21 protein-coding genes are annotated in these 21,124 nt (G+C 60.6%); 12 read left to right on the forward strand and 9 right to left on the reverse strand.

Annotated features, from left to right (window positions below; all coding sequences use genetic code 11):
* Positions 1–15: 15 nt before the first annotated feature.
* Positions 16–585, reverse strand: coding sequence for a cupin domain-containing protein (locus V1471_RS04960; RefSeq protein ID WP_434287221.1), 570 nt, complete (start codon positions 583–585; stop codon positions 16–18).
* A 145-nt stretch (positions 586–730) separates the two neighbouring features.
* Here V1471_RS04960 and V1471_RS04965 point away from each other — a divergent pair, with 145 nt between their 5' ends.
* The 3 genes from V1471_RS04965 to V1471_RS04975 are packed head-to-tail and all read left to right on the forward strand — an operon-like array spanning position 731 to position 4,931.
* Positions 731–2,017, forward strand: coding sequence for a 4-aminobutyrate--2-oxoglutarate transaminase (locus V1471_RS04965; protein ID WP_434287222.1), 1,287 nt, complete (start codon positions 731–733; stop codon positions 2,015–2,017).
* Between the two features lies 1 nt (position 2,018).
* Positions 2,019–3,473 (forward strand): NAD-dependent succinate-semialdehyde dehydrogenase, encoded by a 1,455-nt coding sequence (locus V1471_RS04970; protein ID WP_434287223.1) that lies wholly within the window; start codon positions 2,019–2,021, stop codon positions 3,471–3,473.
* Positions 3,474–3,524: 51 nt separating this feature from the next.
* Positions 3,525–4,931, forward strand: coding sequence for a Glu/Leu/Phe/Val family dehydrogenase (locus tag V1471_RS04975; RefSeq protein WP_434287224.1), 1,407 nt, complete (start codon positions 3,525–3,527; stop codon positions 4,929–4,931).
* Between the two features lie 3 nt (positions 4,932–4,934).
* Here V1471_RS04975 and V1471_RS04980 read toward each other — a convergent pair whose 3' ends face one another.
* Together V1471_RS04980 and rocF are read right to left on the reverse strand one after the other, a co-directional pair.
* Positions 4,935–5,987 carry an ornithine cyclodeaminase gene (locus V1471_RS04980; RefSeq protein WP_434287225.1) on the reverse strand — a complete coding sequence of 351 codons (1,053 nt, stop codon included), beginning with the start codon at positions 5,985–5,987 and terminating at the stop codon, positions 4,935–4,937.
* On the reverse strand, positions 5,984–6,910 hold the full coding sequence (gene rocF / locus V1471_RS04985; RefSeq protein WP_434290864.1) for an arginase: 927 nt from the start codon (positions 6,908–6,910) through the stop codon (positions 5,984–5,986). Before rocF ends, V1471_RS04980 begins: the two co-directional genes overlap by 4 nt.
* Positions 6,911–7,037: 127 nt before the next feature.
* Between rocF and V1471_RS04990 the strand changes: the two genes are divergently transcribed.
* Entirely contained in the window at positions 7,038–7,472 is a 435-nt protein-coding gene (locus V1471_RS04990; protein WP_434287226.1) for an Lrp/AsnC family transcriptional regulator, read from the forward strand.
* A gap of 96 nt (positions 7,473–7,568) precedes the next feature.
* Complete coding sequence (locus V1471_RS04995; protein WP_434287227.1) at positions 7,569–8,318, forward strand: helix-turn-helix transcriptional regulator; 750 nt, start codon at positions 7,569–7,571, stop codon at positions 8,316–8,318.
* 375 nt (positions 8,319–8,693) lie between these two features.
* Here the strand turns inward: V1471_RS04995 and tsf are convergent, their stop codons facing one another.
* Positions 8,694–9,569 carry a translation elongation factor Ts gene (tsf, locus tag V1471_RS05000; protein WP_434287228.1) on the reverse strand — a complete coding sequence of 292 codons (876 nt, stop codon included), beginning with the start codon at positions 9,567–9,569 and terminating at the stop codon, positions 8,694–8,696.
* 105 nt (positions 9,570–9,674) lie between these two features.
* On the reverse strand, positions 9,675–10,442 hold the full coding sequence (rpsB, locus tag V1471_RS05005) for a 30S ribosomal protein S2 (protein ID WP_434287230.1): 768 nt from the start codon (positions 10,440–10,442) through the stop codon (positions 9,675–9,677).
* Positions 10,443–10,693: 251 nt separating this feature from the next.
* Here rpsB and V1471_RS05010 point away from each other — a divergent pair, with 251 nt between their 5' ends.
* The 3 genes from V1471_RS05010 (at position 10,694) to V1471_RS05020 (ending at position 13,418) form a co-directional block, all read left to right on the forward strand.
* Positions 10,694–11,587, forward strand: a complete 894-nt coding sequence (locus tag V1471_RS05010; RefSeq protein ID WP_434287232.1) for a PfkB family carbohydrate kinase — start codon at positions 10,694–10,696, stop codon at positions 11,585–11,587.
* Entirely contained in the window at positions 11,584–12,492 is a 909-nt protein-coding gene (locus tag V1471_RS05015) for a pseudouridine-5'-phosphate glycosidase (RefSeq protein WP_434287233.1), read from the forward strand. The genes V1471_RS05010 and V1471_RS05015 overlap by 4 nt, the downstream gene beginning before the upstream one ends.
* Positions 12,493–12,659: 167 nt before the next feature.
* Complete coding sequence (locus tag V1471_RS05020) at positions 12,660–13,418, forward strand: DUF502 domain-containing protein (RefSeq protein WP_434287234.1); 759 nt, start codon at positions 12,660–12,662, stop codon at positions 13,416–13,418.
* A 37-nt stretch (positions 13,419–13,455) separates the two neighbouring features.
* On the opposite strand, the gene V1471_RS05025 is transcribed toward V1471_RS05020, so the two are convergent.
* Positions 13,456–14,514 carry a patatin-like phospholipase family protein gene (locus V1471_RS05025; protein WP_434287235.1) on the reverse strand — a complete coding sequence of 353 codons (1,059 nt, stop codon included), beginning with the start codon at positions 14,512–14,514 and terminating at the stop codon, positions 13,456–13,458.
* The gene (locus V1471_RS05030; protein WP_434287237.1) at positions 14,514–15,287 is read right to left on the reverse strand and encodes a 3-hydroxybutyrate dehydrogenase; all 774 of its coding nucleotides are present in this window, start codon (positions 15,285–15,287) and stop codon (positions 14,514–14,516) included. The genes V1471_RS05025 and V1471_RS05030 overlap by 1 nt, the downstream gene beginning before the upstream one ends.
* A 402-nt stretch (positions 15,288–15,689) precedes the next feature.
* Here V1471_RS05030 and V1471_RS05035 point away from each other — a divergent pair, with 402 nt between their 5' ends.
* Both V1471_RS05035 and V1471_RS05040 read left to right on the forward strand, forming a co-directional pair.
* A complete protein-coding gene (locus V1471_RS05035) occupies positions 15,690–17,519 on the forward strand; it encodes an extracellular solute-binding protein (RefSeq protein WP_434287238.1) in 1,830 nt (609 codons plus the stop codon).
* Positions 17,520–17,567: 48 nt separating this feature from the next.
* Positions 17,568–17,684: an entericidin EcnA/B family protein gene (locus V1471_RS05040; RefSeq protein WP_434287239.1), complete on the forward strand. Its 117-nt coding sequence runs from the start codon at positions 17,568–17,570 to the stop codon at positions 17,682–17,684.
* Positions 17,685–17,696: 12 nt separating this feature from the next.
* Here the strand turns inward: V1471_RS05040 and V1471_RS05045 are convergent, their stop codons facing one another.
* Both V1471_RS05045 and V1471_RS05050 read right to left on the reverse strand, forming a co-directional pair.
* Positions 17,697–18,332 carry a helix-turn-helix domain-containing protein gene (locus V1471_RS05045; protein ID WP_434287240.1) on the reverse strand — a complete coding sequence of 212 codons (636 nt, stop codon included), beginning with the start codon at positions 18,330–18,332 and terminating at the stop codon, positions 17,697–17,699.
* Between the two features lie 151 nt (positions 18,333–18,483).
* Positions 18,484–18,732 carry a hypothetical protein gene (locus V1471_RS05050; protein ID WP_434287241.1) on the reverse strand — a complete coding sequence of 83 codons (249 nt, stop codon included), beginning with the start codon at positions 18,730–18,732 and terminating at the stop codon, positions 18,484–18,486.
* 307 nt (positions 18,733–19,039) lie between these two features.
* On the opposite strand from V1471_RS05050, the gene V1471_RS05055 reads away from it, so the two are divergent.
* A complete protein-coding gene (locus V1471_RS05055; RefSeq protein WP_434287243.1) occupies positions 19,040–19,681 on the forward strand; it encodes a DsbA family oxidoreductase in 642 nt (213 codons plus the stop codon).
* 210 nt (positions 19,682–19,891) lie between these two features.
* Entirely contained in the window at positions 19,892–21,121 is a 1,230-nt protein-coding gene (locus tag V1471_RS05060; RefSeq protein ID WP_434287244.1) for a multidrug effflux MFS transporter, read from the forward strand.
* The last annotated feature ends 3 nt before the right edge of the window (positions 21,122–21,124 follow it).

Consider the following 21,124-nt stretch of genomic DNA (forward strand, 5'->3'; position numbering starts at 1 on the left):
CCCTCTGTAATTCCCTCAAAAACTCGGAGGCGTTGCCGCGCTCACAACTTCGCAAGGCTCAGGTCCCACCTGTCGAAACCGATGCGGCGTGCGGCTTTCGAAATAATACGCATCGCCCGGTCCAAGGATTTTGCGCTGCTCGCCAACTGTCACCTCGACGCGGCCTGAGATTACGATCCCGGCTTCTTCGCCTTCGTGGCCGTACATCACGCGCCCGGTGTCCGCGCCGATCTCGTAGCGCTCCTTGAGCATCATCATCGCACGTCCGAACAGTGATTGTCCGACCTGTTTGAGCGAGACCTTGCCTTTGCCGATCTCGGTGAGCTCCTCGGCGGCGTAAAAGATCTGTTGCTCGGCCACCGGCTCGATGGCGAAAAACTCCGACAGGCCGATGGGCACACCGGCGAGGATCTTGTGTAGCGCGCCGACGGATGGGTTCATCTTGCCGCTTTCAATCAGGGAAATGGTCGAATTCGGCACGCCGACTTTCGTGGCCAAACTGCGCTGCGACAGACCGGCGCGTTCGCGCACGACACGCAGCCGGTGACCGAGGGCCAGATCGTCGGAAGTGTTGTGGGTGTTCATTATAAGCCAAACAGTAGTGAGTTATGACCATAATACAATGAGTTACGAAAATAAAGAAACAGACTTTTTGAAAATAATAAAACCCCTAATCTCAGGGCCAAGACACAGAACATCGCGCCGAATGAGCGCTCTGAAAGGACAGATCATGTTGAAATCGACTGCAAATACCGAAATCGAAGCCCGTCGCAAGGCGGCTCTGGCCCGCGGCGTGGGTGTGCTCACCGACCATTATGCGGTAAAGGCTGAGAATGCCGAAATCTGGGACGAAGACGGCAATCGCCTGATCGACTTCGCCTCCGGCATCGCCGTGCTCAACACCGGCCACCGCCACCCGAAGGTCATCGCCGCCGTCGAAAAACAGCTCGCGTCCTTTACGCACACCTGCCACCAAGTCGTGCCCTATGAGAACTACGTCCGCCTTGCCGAGCGTCTGAACGCGCTGGCTCCGGGCGATTTCGACAAGAAATCCCTCTTTGTCACGACCGGCGCAGAGGCCCTTGAAAACGCGGTCAAAATTGCCCGTGCCGCAACCGGTCGTTCGGCGGTCATCACCTTCAATGGTGGCTTCCATGGCCGGACTTTCATGACCATGTCGATGACCGGCAAGGTGGTGCCGTACAAGGTCGGTTTCGGCCCGATGGCCGCCGACGTGTTCCACGCGCCCTACCCCAACGCGCTGCATGGCATCTCCGTCGACGACACGTTCGACGCGATCAAGCACCTGTTCAAAGCCGATGTCGACCCGAACCGCGTTGCCGCCATCGTGTTCGAACCGGTGCAAGGCGAAGGCGGGTTCAACCCGGCACCCGCCGAGTTTGTCGAACGCCTGCGCGCGCTCTGCGACGAATACGGCATCGTGATGGTCGCCGACGAGGTGCAGACCGGTTTTGCCCGCACCGGCACCGTCTTTGCGATGGACGCCTACAGCGTTGCGCCCGATCTGATCACCATGGCGAAAAGCCTCGGCGGCGGTTTCCCGATCTCTGCGGTCGTCGGCAAGGCCGAGATCATGGACGCAGCCGGTCCGGGCGGCCTTGGCGGCACCTATGGCGGCAACCCGCTGGCGATTGCGGCGGCGAATGCGGTGCTCGACGTGATCGAAGAAGAAAAGCTCTGCGACCGCGCCAATATGCTTGGCGACACGCTCAAGGCCCGTCTTGAAGCGCTGAAAGCCGATGTGCCGGAGATCGTCGAAGTGCGTGGGCCCGGTTTCATGGTCGCGGCCGAGTTCTGCCACGCCGACGGCACCCCTGCCCCTGAGCTTGCCAATGCGATCCGGGTCGAGGCGCTCAACCGTGGCCTGCTTCTGCTGACCTGCGGCGTCTATGGCAACGTGATCCGCTTCCTCGCGCCGATCACCATTCAGGACGATGTGTTTGCAGAAGCGCTCGATATCCTCGAAAACGCTGCCAAAGCGGCAAAAGGACTCTGAGATGCGTGAGCTGAACGACAAAACCCTGCTGGAAACCCGCGCCTATGTGAATGGCGTCTGGGTCGAAGGCAAAAAAACCTTTCCGGTGGAGAACCCCTCCACCGGCGAGGTGATCGCCCATGTCACCGACCTGTCGGCGGAAGATGTCGCCATGGCGATCGATGCCGCCTATGCGGCGAAAAAGGCTTGGGCCGCAACGAGCGTCAAGGAACGCTCCGCGATCCTGCGCAGACTGTTCGATCTCATGGTCGAGAATGCCGACGATCTGGCGACGATCCTCACCGCCGAGATGGGCAAGCCCTGGGCCGAAGCCCGCGGCGAGATCCTTTACGGCGCCTCCTATGTCGAATGGTTCGCCGAAGAGACCAAGCGCATTTACGGCGACATGATCCCCGGTCCGCAAAACGACAAACGTATGGTGATCGTCAAGCAACCGGTGGGCGTGGTCGGCTCCATTACGCCGTGGAACTTCCCGAACGCCATGCTGGCGCGCAAGATGGCGCCGGCACTGGCCGCAGGCTGCACCATGGTGGCGCGGCCCTCCGAGTTCACGCCGCTCTCCGCGCTGTCCCTCGCCGTTCTGGCAGAGCGCGCAGGCGTGCCCGCGGGTGTGTTCAACGTGCTGACGGGGCTCGACGCCGCAGGCATGGGCCAGGAGATGTGCGCTAACGAGAAAGTGGCGAAAATCACCTTCACTGGCTCGACGCGCGTGGGGAAAATCCTGCTCGCTCAAGGCGCTGGCACGGTCAAGAAAATGTCCATGGAACTGGGCGGCAATGCGCCTTTTGTGGTGTTCGACGATGCCGATGTGGATGCGGCGGTCGAGGGCTGCATGATTGCGAAATTCCGCAACAACGGCCAGACCTGCGTCTGTGCCAACCGCATCTATGTTCAGTCCGGAATCTATGACACCTTCGCCGCGAAACTGGCGAAAGCCTTGGAAAGCCTGACGCTTGGTGACGGCTTTGCCGAGGGGGTCAACACCGGCCCGCTGATCAACGCGGCGGCAGTTGCGAAGGTCGAAAGCCATATCGCGGATGCGGTCGAGAAAGGCGCGGAAGTGGTCACTGGCGGCAATCGCTCGAACCTCGGCCAGACCTTCTTCGAGCCGACGCTCCTCAAAGGCGTGACGCAGGAGATGCAGGTTGCCCGCGAGGAAACCTTTGGTCCCTTGGCACCGCTGGTGAAATTCGAGACCGAAGATGAGGCGCTGGCCTATGCCAATGCCACGGAATTCGGGCTGGCCTCCTATTTCTACACCTCTGACCTGAACCGCGCCTGGCGTGTGGGCGAGGCGCTGGAAAGCGGCATGGTCGGCATCAACACCGGCGCGATTTCCACGGAAATGGCCCCGTTCGGCGGCGTCAAACAGTCCGGCATGGGCCGCGAAGGCTCGAAATACGGCATGGACGATTATCTCGAGATCAAAAACCTCTGCTTCGGCGGGTTGAACTGATCCGGTCGGGGCGGCCTCTTGCCGCCCCAACACATTTTGAGGGAGGATATCATGACCGCGAGCCACGGCTTTCTCGCCGACGTCACCAATATGTTCAACGATGCGGCCAAAATCATGTCGCTCGAAGAAGGGCTGGCGGAGAAAATCTCTGTCTGCAACACCACTCTGACGACCCGCTTTGGCGTGCGGCTGCGGGGCAAGATGCACACGTTCGAGGGCTGGCGCTCCGTTCATTCCAATCACCCCAGCCCGGCCAAGGGGGGCATTCGCTATGCGCCCTATGCCAATCTCGAAGAGGTCGAGGCGCTCGCAGCCCTCATGTCCTACAAATGCGCGCTGATGGACCTCCCCTTCGGCGGCTCCAAGGGCGCGTTGAAGATCGACCCTTCCGAATGGGCCCCGCATGAGCTCGAGCGCATCACTCGCCGATTTGCTCGGGAACTGGCGCGGCACGATTTCCTCAGCCCCTCGCAAAACGTCCCGGCCCCGGATGTCGGCACCAATGAAAAGACCATGATCTGGATTGCCGACGAATATCGGCAGATGAAATCCAGTGACATCAACGCCAATGCCTGTGTCACCGGCAAACCGATTGCCATGGGCGGCATCGAGGGCCGCATCGAGGCCACCGGGCGTGGCGTGCAATACGCCATCCAGGTGTTTTTCCAGACCCCCGAGGACATCGCGAAAACCGGCCTGCCCGACCGGCTCGAAGGCCGCACGGTGGTCATTCAGGGCCTCGGCAATGTCGGCTATCACGCGGCGAAATTCCTGAGCGAGGAAGATGGCTGCAAGATCATCGCGGTGGTCGAGCGCGACGGCTCAGTGCGCAATCCAGACGGCATCGACATCGAGGCGCTGCATGCGCATATGGTGGAAACCGGTGGCGTGAGCGGTTTTGCGGGTGGTGAATACGACAGTGGATCGGCCTTGAGCGATGCCTGCGACATTCTCATTCCGGCGGCGCTTGAAAGCGCGATCCACGACGGAAATGCCCATGAAATCAAAGCGAAGATGATCGTCGAGGCGGCCAACGGTCCGATCACCTATGCCGCCAATACGCTCCTGCGCGAGCGCGGCGTGGTGATCGTCCCCGATCTCTACGCCAACGCGGGCGGTGTGACCGTGAGCTATTTCGAATGGGTCAAAAACCTGACCCATATTCCCTTTGGCCTGATGGAGCGGCGCCGCGACGAACAGGGCAACCGCATGCTCGCACGTCAGATCGAGAGCATGACCGGCCACCAATTCCCGGAGGGAGCCGAGACCTTCCTCGACGGCGCCCGCGAGATCGATCTGGTACGTTCAGGCCTCGATGACAAGATGCGGTCCGCCTATGGCGAAATGTCCCGGCTCTGGAACAGCTCCGACGACATTCCCGACCTGCGCACCGCCGCCTATATCATCGCCGTGCGCCGTTTGGCCGATATCTACAAGGCCTTGGGGATCGGCGGCTGAAATTCAGCCCGCCGATCGCGCGAGCATACCGAACAGGTCGCGGGGGTCGTCCGGGTCGGCGAGCATGTCGAGATTTTCCGCAAAATCCGTGCCTTGCACGAGGTGTCTCACGTAACGCAACGCCGAGAAATCCTCCGTCGCAAAGCCCACGCTGTCGAACAGCGTGAGCTGCGCCGCGTCGCGCCGCCCTGTCAATTCGCCGCGCATCACCTGCCAGAGCTCGGTCACCGGGTGATCGGGGCCAAGCTGCTGGATCTCCCCCTCGATCCGGGTTTGCTCCGGGTATTCCACGAAAATCTCGGCGCGCCGGAGAATATCCGGGTGCAGCTCCGTCTTCCCCGGACAGTCGCCGCCGATGGCGTTGATATGCTGGCCGCGCCCGACCATGTTGTCGGTCAGGATCGTGGCATATTGTTTGTCGGCGGTGCAGGTGGTGATCACCTCTGCGCCGATCACTGCCTCCTGTGCGCTGGAACAGCATGTAATTTCAAAGCCTTGCGATTCGAGGTTGCGTTTTGCCTTGGCCGTGGCCGCCGGGTCGATGTCGTAGAGGCGCAGCCGGTTGATGCTACATATGGCGCGGAAGGCCATGGCCTGAAACTCGCATTGCGCACCGTTGCCGATCATCGCCATGACCTCGGCCCCCTTTGGCGCGAGATATCTGCCGACAAGCGCCGATGTGGCCGCCGTGCGCAGCGCCGTCAAAACTGTCATTTCCGTGAGCAACACCGGATAGCCGGTTGAAACCTCAGACAAAACGCCGAAGGCCGTCACGGTCTGATGGCCGGTTTTGGTGTTTTTCGGATGGCCGTTGACATATTTGAAGCCGTAAAGCCGATCATCCGCCGTCGGCATCAGTTCGATCACACCGCCCGGCACATGGGACGCCACGCGCGGGGTTTTGTCGAACTCGGGCCAGCGTTTGAAATCCTCTTCGATATAGGTCGCGAGATCGGTGAGAAACCTTTCAATTCCAATGTGATGCACGAGGCGCATCATGTTTGCGACGGAGACGAAGGGCACATAGGCGAGTTCAGAGGGGGCGAGCATATTCATCCAAAACTCCGGGTCATACGGTCGAGAACGCGGCGGCCGAACAGGCTGGCCGTCAAATCGCAGAGCAGTTTCGCCGTGCGCCCGCGCTCATCGAGAAAGGGGTTCAACTCCACCAGATCGAGCGAGCCCACGAGGCCGCTGTCGCACAGCGTTTCCATGATCAGATGCGCCTCGCGAAAGGTCGCGCCGCCCGGCACAGTGGTGCCCACGGCAGGTGCGATCCCCGGGTCGAGAAAATCGACGTCAAAGCTCACATGCAGACGGCCATTCGCGGCCCGGACACGGTCGAGAAACGCGCGAAGCGGCACCAGAACCCCGGTCTCGTCAATCGCGCGCATGTCCTGCACATCCATCTCAAACCTTTGAATGCGCTCATGTTCCGCCGGATCGACGGAGCGAATGCCGATGAAACACATATGCTCGGGCGCCACCGCATGGGTCAGCGTGGGATAGGTCTCAAAGCCCTCTTGTCCGGTGAAATAAGCCACCGGTGTGCCGTGCAAATTGCCGCTCTCAGTCGTATCGAGCGTGTGCAAATCCGGGTGGGCATCGAGCCAGAGCACAAACAGCGGGCGGCCCTCCTCAGCCGCGCGGCGCGCCACGCCCGGCACGGTTCCGGCGGACATGGAATGATCGCCGCCCATGAAGATCGGCAGATCGCTGTCGCGCGCGGCGGCATAGGCGGCGGGCTCGAGCGCCTCGATCCAGGCGCGCGTCTCAGAGAGGTTGTGCACCGCAGGGTTGGCATGGGGCGCGATCTCCTGCGCTGCGATCTGGATGTCGCCGCGATCTTCGACCGACCAGCCAAGTGCCTTGAGCGTCTCGGGAAGCCCGGCGGTTCGCAGGCTGGCGGGACCCATCAGGCAGCCGCGTTGCGAGGCGCCGGTTTCAACCGGGACGCCGAAGAGGACGGTGGATTTCATCATCTGCGGAAGACCTTTGTGAGGATGTGCGTTTTCCGTAGTATGCGCCGGTTCGGCGAAAATTGTGACTTATAATCTGGCCATTTTGGATTTAGTTTTTATCAAAATGATCAATCGAGAAATCAAAATGAACAGCCCTGCCCTGACAGACAGCGACCGTGCGATCCTGAGCGCTCTGCGGCGCAATGCCAGACTGTCGATCACCGAACTGGCGCAGGACACGGGCCTGTCACGCAGCACCGCGCGCACGCGGCTCGATGCTCTGGTGGCGAACGGCCACATCCGACGGTTCACCATCGAGACCGATGTGGATGTCGAGGGCGAGGTGCGGGCAATTACCCTTGTTGCGCTTCAGGGCAAGATGTCACGTCAGGTGATCCGTACCCTGACCCGCATTCCCGGTGTCTCCACGGTCTTCGCCACCAATGGCGCTTGGGATCTTGTCGTCGATATTCGGACCGACAGTCTGGTGAATTTCGACCGAATTCTGCGTGAAATCCGTGAAATTCCCGGTGTGGTGAATTCGGAAAGCTGCCTTTTTCTGGCCCATGTCGTGGGGTGACGCACAGGAATGGTGCTTCAATGTGCGGAAACAGCGCATAGAGTTGACCTCGGGGGATGTCTTGCACGGTTTGAGATTTCTACCTAATTTCGCCTCATGGGGGACACGAGAATTCACAATCAGGTCCAGAAGATCCTCTACGCGACAACGGTCCAGGAGGTCTGGGAGACCTTGTTGAGTCGGTTGAAAACAATCGGCTTTCATCATGTGCTCTATGGTTTCACGCGGTTTCACACCGATTCCGGGTTCGGCGATGACAACGATCACCTCTTCCTGACCAATTTCGGCCCGGAGTATATGAAGGGCTATTTCCTCGAAGGCCGTTATCGCCATGGCCCGATGGTACGTTGGGCGGTGGAAAATTCGGGGTGCTGCTCATGGGGGTGGATCGGCGAAAATCTTGCCAGTTTCACCGAGAAGGAGCGTGAGGTTGTCGCCTTCAACCAGGCTTCCGGCGTCACCGCAGGTTACACGGTCGCCTTCCCGCATTCGCTCAAACGGGCCAAGGGCGCGATCGGCATGTCGCTCGAACCGTTCAACGGCATGCAGTCCCAAGCCGATGCGATCTGGGCCGCACATGGCGAGGATATCGAGATCCTGTGCGGCATTGCGCATCTGAAGCTGATCAGCATGCCGCTGCCGAAACGCATGTTGACCAAGCGCCAGCGCGAAGTGCTCGAGTGGATCAGCGATGGGAAAACCGTGGCAGATACCGCGCAAATTCTGGGCCTGAACAAAGCCACGGTAGAGAAACACCTGCGCCTCGCGCGTGAGGCTCTGGGCGTGGAAACCACGGCTCAGGCAGTGCTAAAGGCTTCATTACACAACCAAATTTTCACTTTCTGAACCCTGCCCTCGAAATGTGTACGCATAAAATCAACCAAAAGGTATGGAATTGCGTACTTTCGTTCTGGTTGCGTGCGGAACAAAATGAGATTGTTCCGGCTTTCGAGGCTTGGCCTTTGGGACGGGGGGTACGGGATCGCCAGGGTCATTCGGCTTACCGATGCTTCTTTGAAGGGCCGCGGGTTTATACTCAACCGTGCGGTCCTTTTTTGTGTATGAGTTTTGCGGGGTCCCTCATCCAAGGTTTTGTCCCGCAAAGGGTGGCTCTTCGAGCCACCCTTTTCTTTTCGGCATAACCGTCCCGCCAAACCGACATGAAAAAGGCCGCCTCCCGAAGGAGACGACCCGAAACACAGTCTTCCGAAGATGACAGGATTAGCCCTGCATGACTTTCGCGACTTCAGCGGCAAAATCTTCTTCGGCTTTCTCGATGCCTTCGCCGACTTCGAGACGCACGAAACCGGTGATCTCGGCACCAGCCTCTTTCGCGGCTTTCTCGACGGTGAGGTCCGGGTTCACCACGAAGGCCTGACCAAGGAGGGTCGACTCGGCGATGAATTTCGCCATACGGCCCTTGATCATGTTCTCGATGATGGCTTCCGGTTTGCCGGACTCACGAGCGATCTCGATCTGGATCTGACGCTCTTTTTCCACCACAGCCGGGTCGAGATCGGCTTCGCCGAGGCCCTGCGGGTTGGCGGCGGCAATGTGCATCGCAACCTGTTTGCCAAAGGCTTCGTTGCCGCCTTTGAGACCGACGAGCACACCGATTTTGCCCATGCCGTCAGCCGCCGCGTTGTGCACATAGGTCACAACGGTTTCGGCTTCGAGCTTGGCCATGCGGCGCAGACCCATGTTCTCGCCGATTTTGGCGATCTTGTCGGTGATCAGCTCGGAGACCGGCTTGCCGTTCACGTCGGCGGAGACCAGCTCTTCGACATTCGCAACGCCCAGAGCGGCGGTGGCGATGTCTTTCACCATGGTTTGGAATTCAGCGTTTTTCGCAACGAAGTCGGTCTCGGAGTTCACCTCGACGGCGACGCCCACACCGCCGTTCACGGCGACGGCCACGAGGCCCTCGGCTGCGGTACGACCGGATTTCTTCGCGGCTTTCGCCAGACCTTTGGTGCGCAGCCAGTCAACGGCGGCTTCCATGTCGCCATCGGTTTCGACCAGCGCTTTTTTCGCGTCCATCATGCCTGCGCCGGTGGATTCGCGCAGTTCTTTGACCTGAGCAGCAGTGATTGCCATGTCGGCTCTCCTCGAATTCTGGGATATGCTTGCGGGGGCGGGATTACCCTGCCCCCGTATCAATTTTGTAACGACCGGACCGACAAACCGGCCCGGAGGCGAAGATTACTCTTCGACGGCCTCGGCCACGGCTTCTTCAACCGGCAGCTCTTCGAAAGCGCCCATGTCGACACCGGCGGCGTCCATCTGAGCGGTCATGCCGTCAAGCGCGGCGCGAGCCACGAGGTCGGTGTAGAGCGCGATGGCGCGAGCGGCGTCGTCGTTGCCCGGGATGATGTAATCCACACCGGCCGGCGAGCAGTTGGAGTCGACAACGGCCACAACCGGGATGCCCAGTTTCTTGGCTTCGAGGATCGCGAGATCTTCTTTTTTCACGTCGATGATGAAGAGCAGGTCAGGCAGACCGCCCATTTCACGGATGCCGCCGAGGGACGCTTGCAGTTTGGCCTGGTCACGTTCCATGTTCAGGCGCTCTTTCTTGGTGAGGCCTTCGGCGCCGGAGGACAGGGTCTCGTCGATGGCAGCCAGACGCTGGATCGATTGGGACACGGTTTTCCAGTTGGTGAGCGTGCCGCCCAGCCAGCGGTGGTTCATGTAGTATTGCGCACATTTCTCTGCGGCTTCGGCAACCGGGCCAGCGGCCTGGCGTTTGGTGCCGACGAAGAGAATGCGGCCACCTTTGGCGGCGGTGTCACGCACGGCCTGCAGAGCCTGGTCCAGCATCGGGACGGTCTGGGTCAGGTCGAAGATGTGAATGCCGTTACGCTCACCGTAGATGAACTCCGCCATACGCGGGTTCCAACGCTGAGTTTGGTGACCATAGTGGACGCCAGCTTCCAAGAGCTGACGCATGGAGAAATCGGGAAGCGCCATGTTCGTTCCTTTCCGGTTTAACGCCTTGGCGGAGGTTTCGAAGCATCTGCTCCAACCGGTGGACCGTTCAGGGATGTCTCCCCCGAGGGCCCGCCTCCGCCTGTGAAGTGCTCGCGCATATAGAGGGGAATTCGGGCATTGGCAACCCCTGCCCCGGTTTTGAGTATTTTGTCAGCAAAGGAGACAGGGGGTGGCGCCCGGACGACATGCCGTCTCTTGCCATTCGGTCAAAATCCGGCGCAAGTGGGAGCATGGACAAAACACATGACATTCTTTGTATCGGCTCGGTGCTCTGGGACGTGATCGGGCGAACGGATCGTTCGATGCGCGTCGGATCGGACGTGCCGGGGCGCATTGTGCGTGTGCCGGGCGGTGTGGCGATGAATATCGCCATGGCTTTGGCGCGGTTCGGAATGAAGCCCGATCTGTTGACCGCCATCGGGCGCGACCCGGCGGGGACGGAGTTGGTGGAGGCCGCGAAGGTGCGCGGCATCGGCACGGAGCACGTCTATCTTTCCGAGGATCTGCCGACCGACAGTTACATGGCGGTCGAGGGGGCCAACGGGCTGATTGCGGCCATCGCGGATGCGCATTCGCTGGAACGCGCGGGCGACAAGATCCTGCGGCCTCTGGCCGACGGGCGGCTTGGCACGGTGAACGCGCCCTACACCGGGCCTGTGGCGCTGGACGGAAATCTGACCACGCAGCTTCTGCGCGAGATTGCCGCCTCGCCGTTGTTCGCCAAAGCGGATCTGCGGGTCGCTCCCGCCTCGCCGGGCAAGGCGGAGCGGCTCTTGCCGCTTCTGGATCACCCGCGCGCAACGCTTTATGTCAATCTCGAAGAGGCCGGGCTTTTGGCCCAGACCGTGTTTGAGAGCTCCGCCGAGGCCGCCCAGGCATTGCTCGCCCGTGGTGCGCATCGGGTCCTGGTGACCAATGGCGGCAAGGGCGCTTCGATTGCCCATGATGGCGATGTCCTGACCCAAACCCCGCCCGAAGTTCTGGTCGCGCGCGTGACCGGTGCGGGCGACACTTTCATGGCGGCGCATATCGCGGCGGAAATGCGCGGGGTCGATGCGACCGGTGCGCTGACCGCCGCGCTTGAGGCCGCTGCCCTTTACGTTTCCGGAGATACCCCCCTATGACCCTTCCCATGATGTACGCCCCCGAAGTCGCCGAGGCTCTGGAGGCGGGCCGCCCCGTGGTGGCGCTCGAATCCACGATCATCACCCATGGCATGCCCTACCCGCAGAATGTCGAGACCGCACGCATGGTCGAAGAGGACATCCGGGCGGCGGGCGCTACGCCTGCGACCATTGCCGTGCTCGATGGCGTGCTGCACATCGGCCTGACCGACACGCAATTGACCGCGCTTGGGCAGGCCACCGGCGTGATGAAAGTCTCGCGCGCCGACCTTCCGGTCTGCATCGCGCGCGGTGCGACGGGCGCGACCACCGTCGCCGCGACGATGATCGGGGCTGAGCTCGCCGGGATCAAGGTGTTCGCCACAGGCGGCATCGGCGGTGTGCATCGCGGCGCGGAAGAGACATTCGACATCTCCGCCGATCTTCTGGAACTGGGCGAAACCGCCGTGACCGTGGTGGCGGCGGGTCCGAAGGCCATTCTCGACATCCCGAAGACGCTCGAAGTGTTGGAGACCCATGGCGTTCCGGTCATCGCCTATGGTCAGGACGAAATTCCTGCTTTCTGGTCGCGCGCCTCCGGGCTTCAGGCCCCACTGCGTATGGATACGGCTACCGAGATCGCCCGCGCCATGGACATGCGCGCAGCCATGGGCGTGAAAGGCGGACAGCTTGTCGCCAATCCGATCCCTGAGGCGGATGAGATTCCGCGTGTGGTGATCATGCCTTTCGTCGAAACCGCGTTGAAAGAGGCCGAAGAGAAAGGCATCCACGCCAAGGAGGTCACGCCCTTCCTGTTGCAGCGGATTTTCGAACTGACCGAGGGGGCGTCTCTCGCCGCCAATATTGCGCTGGTGCGCAACAACGCCCGGCTCGCGGCCGAGATCGCCAAAGCGCTCTGCGCATAAGAGCGCTGTGCAAATAAACGCCAGAACGGCAACGGAACCGACGATCTGAAAAATAAACCTGTGAGCGGCCCGAAACCTTTGGGCCGCTTACTTGTCTCTTAACCCGTGCACGCATAAGTTCAGCGCAAACAGGGCATGTCGCCCGCAAGCACAGGCTTCGCACCCCAATGACCAACCCGTTCGAAGAAGAAACCCACCCGCCAAAGCCGCGCCGTCCGGGGCTTTTTGCACATTTGCGTGCGGCCTTCCTGACCGGGCTCGTGGTGGTCGCCCCCATCGGGCTGACCGCCTATGTGATCTGGACCGTGATCGGCTGGGTCGACGGCTGGGTGCTGACCTTCGTTCCCTCCGGCTATCACCCGGATGCTCTGATCAACCGGTTCCTCGGCTATACCGACCCGGCGGATCAGATCCATATCAACCTGCGCGGCGCGGGCGTGATCATTTTCCTGATCTTCACCGTGGTCGTCGGCTGGATCGCCAAGGGGCTCGTCGGGCGCTCGCTCATCCGCTGGGCCGAAAGCCTCGTCGACCGCACACCCATCGTGCGGTCGATCTACAATGGGGTGAAACAGATCGCCGAGACGATCTTTTCGCAATCCGAAACCTCCTTCGATCAGGCGTGCCTCGTCGAATACCCGCGGCGCGGCATCTGGGCGATCGGCTTTGTCTCGACCAATGCCAAGGGCGAAGTGGCCCGGCGCACGCCGCAGGATGAGAAATACCTCTCCGTCTTCGTGCCGACGACGCCCAACCCGACGTCGGGATTTCTGCTGTTCTTCCCGGAGCATGATGTGGTCAAGCTCGAGATGACGGTGGAGGATGCGGCGAAACTGGTGATCTCGGCGGGGCTGGTTTACCCGAACCCGAAGGACCCGACGCAGCCTCCGAAACCCGACACGTTGCCAGCCGCACAACCGGAGTAAGACGACAGACAAAGCCGCCCAATTGGGCGGCTTTGTCTTATGAAAACATTGCCTTCAGATCGACGCTCGCCCGCGTGCCCAGATCGTCGAAATGCGCAGCGAGAAACCGGTCGCAGGCCGCCCTGCCCGCCTCTTTCATCCGCGAGAGCAGCAAGGGCGAAGGCACGAGTTTGGTGCGTGCCGAGAGGTCCTGCATCAGATCGTCATCGGCGATCATATGGATCAGCACATCCTTCATCGCCCCCGCAGGCAGACGTTTGTCCGCGATCAGTTCGCGCACGAATTGCACTGACCGCAACTCGCGCAGCATCGAGGAATTGAACGAAATCTCGTTGATCCGGTTCTGGATCTCCTCCGGCGTCTTCGGCGTGCCTGGTCGTTCCATCGGGTTGATGTTGACGATCACCACGTCTTGCGGAAATTCCGGCTCGAACAGCGGGAACAGCGCCGGGTTGCCGGTATAGCCGCCGTCCCAATAGGGATCGGTCACGCCCGTCACCGGGTCCTTGATCTCCACCGCCTGAAACAGTTCCGGCAGGCAGGCTGAGGCCAGAATGACATCGGTGGTCACTTCCGCCCCAGAAAACACGCGGATTTTCCCGGTCCGCACATTGGTCGTCGAAATGAACAACGCCGGACCTTCCTCCGAGCCGGTATGGGGGCAGACCAGATCCTCGACCACATCGCTCAACGGGTTTTCATAGAAAGCGCCGTAAACATAGGGGCTTGTGAAGGTTGCAATGGAATCGAGAAAGGCAAAGGGCACGCTCACTTGCATCATGCGGGTGACCATCTCGGTCGTTGGCCCGAATTGCGACATCCAGGCGTTGAGCCGCATGTCGGAGAGCGCGCCCATCTGTTCCCAGAGACCGTCGAGCGCCTGTTTCGCCCCCTCGCGCCCATCGCGCACAAGCCCGGATTTCAGCGCCGCGCCATTGAGCGCGCCCGCCGAGGTGCCGGAGATCGCGGCGATCTCGATCTCCTCATGTTCCAAAAGCCGGTCCAGCACGCCCCAGGTGAAGGCGCCATGCGCGCCGCCGCCCTGAAGCGCGAGGTTGATCCGTTTGATCGAGTTCTTCGTCTTCCGTTTCGCCATCAGAGTGCGGTCCAGCCCCCGTCGACGGAGATCGTCGTGCCGGTGATCTGGGCCGCCGCGTCCGAGCAGAGGAACACCGCCGTGCCGCCGATCTGCTCGACCGTCGCGAATTGTTTCGAGGGCTGACGCTCAAGGATCACCTTCTCGATCGCCTCCTGTTCCGTCATGCCGTATTTCTTCGCCGTATCGGGGATTTGTGCGTCGACCAGAGGCGTGTGCACGTAACCGGGACAGATCGCATTGGCGGTAATCGCCTCTTTCGCCGTCTCCAGCGCCACGACCTTGGTCATGCCGACGACACCGTGTTTGGCGCTGACATAGGCGGATTTGAACGGCGAGGCGGTCAGCCCGTGGGCAGAGGCGATGTTGACCACCCGTCCCCAGCCCGCTTTGCGCATCAGCGGCAAAGCGGCGGCGGTGGTGTGAAAGGCCGAATTCATGTTGATCGCGATGATCGCATCCCATTTGTCGATGGGGAATTCGTCGATCGGCGAAACAAACTGAATGCCTGCGTTGTTCACGAGGATATCGCAGACACCGGCCTGCTCGATCAGCGCCCGGCACTCCGCCCCTTTCGACATATCGGCCTTGATATAGCGGGCTTTGACACCGAACTCGCGGCCGATCTCTTCGGCCAATGCGTGATCCTCATCGCGGTCGGTGAAGGAATTGAGCACCACATCGGCCCCCGCCTTCGCCAGTTCGCGCGCCACCCCAAGCCCGATCCCCGAATTCGATCCGGTGATCACGGCGGTTTTGCCTTTGAGTGTCATGATGTCCTCCTGAAGTGCATGTGTTGGCACCGACATTAGAGTGCGCGTCTGCAATTCAAAGGGGAGAATCGCTCCCGCTCTCAGAGAATCGCCCGGACGTGTTCCGAATGTGAGCCAAGGGTGCGGTTTTCCTTGCCTTTCAGGACAGCGGTTTTCGTCAAGCCTGCTTGGAAAAAAGGCGATTTGAGAACCAAAAAAAACGCCCGCACGAGGCGGGCGCTGAGTTATTGAGGCAGGTTTCATACAGGCAAGAAACCTATCGAGCAGTGAGTTCTTTATACGCGGTTCTGCGCCGCTCTCCAAGCTAAAAGTTTGAAAACGCTTTTCGCAGCGCGTAAGTTTGCGGCAAGAACAACGGCAGATCGGTCGCAAAAAGACCCCGGCGGAGGCAGCGTTTACATCATGGCACAAAACTATTTCGCATGCGGCAAAAATGGCGTCAAAAATAGCGCCGCAGCACTGGCGCTTTTGGCCCTTTTCCCCTCATGGGCGGTGGCCGAGCCGACCTATGGTCTGGCGATGTATGGCGACCCGGAGCTTCCGGCCGATTTCTCATCCCTGCCCTATGTGCGCGCCGATGCCCCCAAGGGGGGCAAGATCGTCACGGGGGAAGGCGGCACCTTCGACAGTCTCAATCCCTATATCGACAAAGGCAACGTACCCTGGCAGCTGCGGTATATGATGGCTGAGAGCCTGATGATGCAGGCATATTCGGAACCGTTCACGCTCTATTGCCTGTTGTGCGAAACCGTCGAGACCGACGCGGATCGAACTTGGGTCGAGTTTACCCTACGGCCCGAAGCGAAGTTCTCCGACGGCACGCCGGTGACGGTCGAGGATGTGATATGGTCCTTCGAGACTTTGGGCACCGAAGGCCACGGTCGATACGCGTCGCTCTGGGGCCAGATCGGCAACATCGAGCAGACCGGCGAGACCAAGGTGAAATTCACTTTCAACGTGGACAACCGCGAACTGCCGCTTTTGGTCGCGACACGCCCGATTCTCAAGAAAGCCTATTGGGATGGCAAGGATTTCACCAAATCCGGCATGGATCAGATCCCCGTCACTTCCGGACCTTACACCGTCACCGCCGCCAATCCCGGCATGTTCATCGAGCTGACCCGCAACCCGGACTATTGGGCGAAAGACCTGCCCGTGATGAAGGGTCAGGCCAATTTCGACACGATCCGTTTCGAATTCTTCGCCGATCCCTCTCTGGTGATCGAGGCCTTCAAAGCCGGAGAGCTGAACGCGCATCGCGAATTCAACGTGCAGACCTGGCAGGATCAATACGACTTCCCCGCTGTGACCCGTGGCGATGTGATCAAATCCGAGATCCCGCATCAGCGTCCGACCGGCATGACCGGTTTTGCGATGAACACGCGGCTGCCGCAATTTGCCGACTGGCAGGTGCGTCAGGCGATGATCGAGGTGTTCAATTTCAACTATATCAACGAGGCCCAGACCGAGAGCCAGCAGAGCCGGATTACCTCGTACTTCTCCAACTCGCCCCTTGGCATGCGCGAAGGCCCCGCCGAAGGCCGTGTGAAAGAGCTGTTGGAGCCTTACAAAGACGACCTGCTCCCCGGCGTTTTGGAGGGGTACACCCTGCCCGAAACCTCAGGCCGCGAACTCGACCGAGGGTCGGTGCGCCGGGCGCTCGGGCTGATGGAAGAGGCGGGATGGACCATCCAGAACGGCCAGATGAAAAACGCCGATGGCGATCTTTTCACCTTCGAGATCCTGCTCATGGTCGGCGACGATGAAAACCAATCCATCATCGACACCTACACGCAAATGCTCAATCAACTGGGCATCCAGCCGAAAATCTCCGTCGTCGACAAACCGCAATATATCCAGCGCATGGAAACCTTCGATTTCGGCATGACCCCGGTGCGCTACGGCACCTCGCTCAGCCCCGGCAACGAGCAATATGCCTATTTCGGACAGGCCGCCGCCGATCAACCCGGTTCCCGCAATGTCGCGGGGATCAAGGACCCGGTCGTGGATGCGATGATCGCCAAAATGCTCGACGCGAATGACCGCGAAGACAGCCTCGCCGCCACCCGTGCGCTCGATCGGCTGTTGACCGCAGGCCGCTACGTCATTCCGCTTTACGCCTGGAACGAGAGCTTCGACGCACATGTGAAAGAGCTGCATTATCCTGAGCCCTTGCCTTTGTATGGCGATTGGATCATGTGGCGGGAAATGACCTGGTATTGGGAAGAATGACCCGCCAGGCGCGGAAAATATAACCCTTTAGGCATGGGAAGAATGAACATGAAAAAAGCAGCAGTCGCCCTCCTCTTCACCCTCACCTTGGCCTCCTGCGGCACCGTCGCAGGTGTCGGCGAAGACATCACCGGCGCGTCCCGCACGGTTCAGAGCTGGTTCTGATCCAACCGGAAGTCAGTCTAAAGACGTCACCCAGAGGATCGTCGCATCCTCCGGGCTGACCGAGATCACGTTATGACCCATCGAGGCGTCGTAATAGGCGCTGTCGCCGCGGCGCATTTCGACAGGTTCGTAGAACTCGGTGATCAGCTTGATGACGCCGGTGAGCACATAAAGAAATTCCTCGCCATCGTGCCGCACCCAGCCGTCGAACTCTTCGAAACTGCGCGCCCGGATCGTCGCGCGGTAGGGCAGCATGGATTTCTTGGTCAGCGCGCCCGCGAGCATCTCATGCTCATAAGTCGCCGTCGGATGCGCCGTGCCCTCGCCCGATTTCGTCACCGCCATGCGGCCCGAAATCTGCGCCTTTTGCGGCGGGGTGAAAAGCTGCGGTACGGAAATTTCCAACCCCACGGCGAGCTTTTTCAACGCATCGTAGGTGGGCGACATTTGACCGTTTTCGATTTTCGACAGCGTGGAGCGCGCCAGCCCCGCCTGCGTCGCCGCCTGCTCCAAAGTCCAGCCGCGCGCCTTGCGCAGATCGCGCACGCGTTGCCCCAAGTCCAAAGGCCGCGCCTCGTCTGGCGCGCCCTCGACCCCTTCGCGGGCCAGTTTGATCAGGCTTGGGGTGTGATCGTCATCCGGTTCCATGGCGCTTTGTAGCGCGTCCGCTTGCGCAAAGAAAAGGACAAAAGAAAACCCCCGGATGCTGTTCTCGCATCTTCGGGGGCTCTTGGGGCAGGGTCAGTTGGGGGGACTGCTCGTGAGGTTTTGCCTGCCCTGAGTCTTGTTGCCGGTCGTCTTAGTCGATCTCGGAAGAGGTGACCGGAAGGGTCCCGGTGAGGAATTCGATGTCCGTGAGATCGCCGGTGACCTGATGGGAGATCACCCGATCCAGCGCGCCGCCTGCGATGGCAATCGCCGCGATCAGGCCAAGGGCCAGCGTGGCGGCGGGCATACGCATGCGGTGGCGAAAGCTGTCGATCTCATGTTCGGATCGCGGAGCGCGGCCCTGAAATGTGGAGAAGTGCGGAGTGCTCTGCATCGCCATGATGGTGACCCTGATGAACTTGAAAACGTTTGATTGCAGGTAGTTAACCACGATTCCCCCGTGTCGTCACGAGCTACACCCTGACACAATCTGCGCCCCGCTTAAGGATAATTTTATGTGAACATAAGCAGTACAAATCGAGAATATGCAGAGCTTGCAAATCTGCAAACCCACCCCAAACACAAGATATAGGGCAAGGAGAACATCCGATTTTCTGGAAATCGTGAAGGGCAGGAATATTTTCCTTTTTCACTCCCCTCCCCGCTCCGAGCGCGCTACAAGCCCTCAACATCCAAACGAGGTCCCGATGATCCCGCTCGACATTTTCCACGATCCGATCTGCCCCTGGTGCTACATCGGCAAGGCTCGGCTCGAGCGCGCGCTCGAAGCCCGCCCGAACCACCGCTTTGCGATTCAGTGGCATCCGTTCCAATTGAACCCGACGATGCCGAAGGGCGGCATGGAGCGACGCGACTATCTCAATGCGAAATTCGGCGGCTCCGAGGGGGCGCGCAAAGCCTATGCTCCGGTGGTCGAGATTCTGATCAAGGAACTGCCCAAGACCGACCTTCTCGGCATTCGCACCACGCCCAACACGATGGATGCACACCGGCTCATTCACTGGGCCGGGATCGAGGGGCGTCAGACGCCGATGGTGTCCGCCCTTTATCGCGCCTATTTTCAGGAAGGCCGCGACATAGGCGCGCCGGAGGTTTTGGCCGATCTCGCCGGTCAGGTCGGAATGGATGCGGGGGCCACTCTGCGCCTCCTCGCGACCGACGCCGACATCGATGAAATCCAGACCCGTGATCGGCACGCCCGAGATCGCGGCGTCAATGCCGTGCCGCTGTTCATCGTCGGCAACCAGCACGCGGTTTCCGGCGCGCAGCCGACCGATCTCTGGCTCGATGTGATCGACGAGTTGGCGGCGCAGGACGATCCTCTCTGAGAGCTGTGCATTCGCGCAGAGAGGCCTCTGCTTCACGCGGACTGTTCAAAACGTCGCAGCCGGATTACGGTCCCGGAAAGTTTCCTAAACCAACAGTCGCGACCCCTGCCTCGGCGGTCGCGACTTGTGTCTTGGAAAATCCGCAATCTGGCGGTGTGTTCCGGTGAGCGTTCCACCAAAGTGCACCGCACCCTATAAGAGAGACACCACATGCCGCGCCGTTTGCCGCAACTCGAATTCACGGTCCTTCTGGCCCTGCTCTTTGCGACCGTCGCCTTTTCCATCGACGCGATGTTGCCGGGCCTGCCGCAGATCGCCGCCGAGCTTTCGCCCGACGACGTCAACCGCGCTCAACTCGTTCTGACGTCTTTCGTCTTTGGCATGGGCTTCGGCACGCTGGTCTCCGGCCCGATCTCCGATCATTTCGGTCGCAAGCCTGTGATCCTCGCCGGTCTCGGCCTCTATATCGTCGGTGCGGTGATCGCGGGTCTGTCGAACACGATGGAGATGATGCTGGTCGGTCGCGCCATTCAGGGCGTCGGCGGGGCCTTCCCGCGCACCGTCGGGGTCGCCATGGTGCGTGACCTCTACGAGGGCCGTGAGATGGCCAAGATCACCTCTTTCGTCATGACCATCTTCATGATCGTCCCCGCCGCCGCCCCCTCGATCGGCGCGCTGATCATTTCGGATTTCGGCTGGCACGGCATTTTCGCCGCCTTCGTCTTCGTCGCCGTCGTGGGTGCCACCTGGCTCGGCCTGCGTCAGGGCGAAACCCTTGCGCCGGAAAATCACCGCCGCCTGAACTGGACCGACCTGTCCTCCGGCGTCAAAGAGGTCTTCGGCAATTACAACGTCCGGATTTACACCGTAATCCTGATGCTCGGCTTCGGTCAGATGTTTGCCATCCTTTCCTCGGTGCAGCAGATTTACAGCGAGACCTACAATCTCGAAAACCTCTTCCCCTATCTCTTCGGCGCAACCGCGATCCTCTCCGCCGGCGGCGCGATCCTGAACGGCAAGCTCGTGGGCGAGAAAGGCATGCATTTCCTGATCCGTCTCGGCTACACGATCTCGCTCACCGCCTCTGTGGTTGCACTTGGTTTCAACCTCATGGGCATCGGCACCGGCACCCCCGGTTTCGTGGTGTTCTTCCTCTGGACCGTCGCGATGTTCTCGATCAACGCATTCACCTTCGGCAACCTCAACGCATTGGCTCTGGTGCCGCTGGGGCGTCTCGCAGGGCTTGCCAACTCGTTGATCGGTGCGGTGTTCACCATGGGCTCCGTGCTGATCGCAGCCCCTGTGGGCCTCGCCTTCAACGGCACACCGATCCCGGTGATGGCGGCGGGCATCATCTGCTCCGGTCTGGCGCTGATCCTGTTCCGCTTTGAAGACAGCGCCACAGCGCCCCATGGCGCTCCTTCGCACCACGGGGAATAAGCG

Source organism: Celeribacter sp. SCSIO 80788, assembly GCF_051054295.1.
GTDB lineage: Bacteria > Pseudomonadota > Alphaproteobacteria > Rhodobacterales > Rhodobacteraceae > Celeribacter.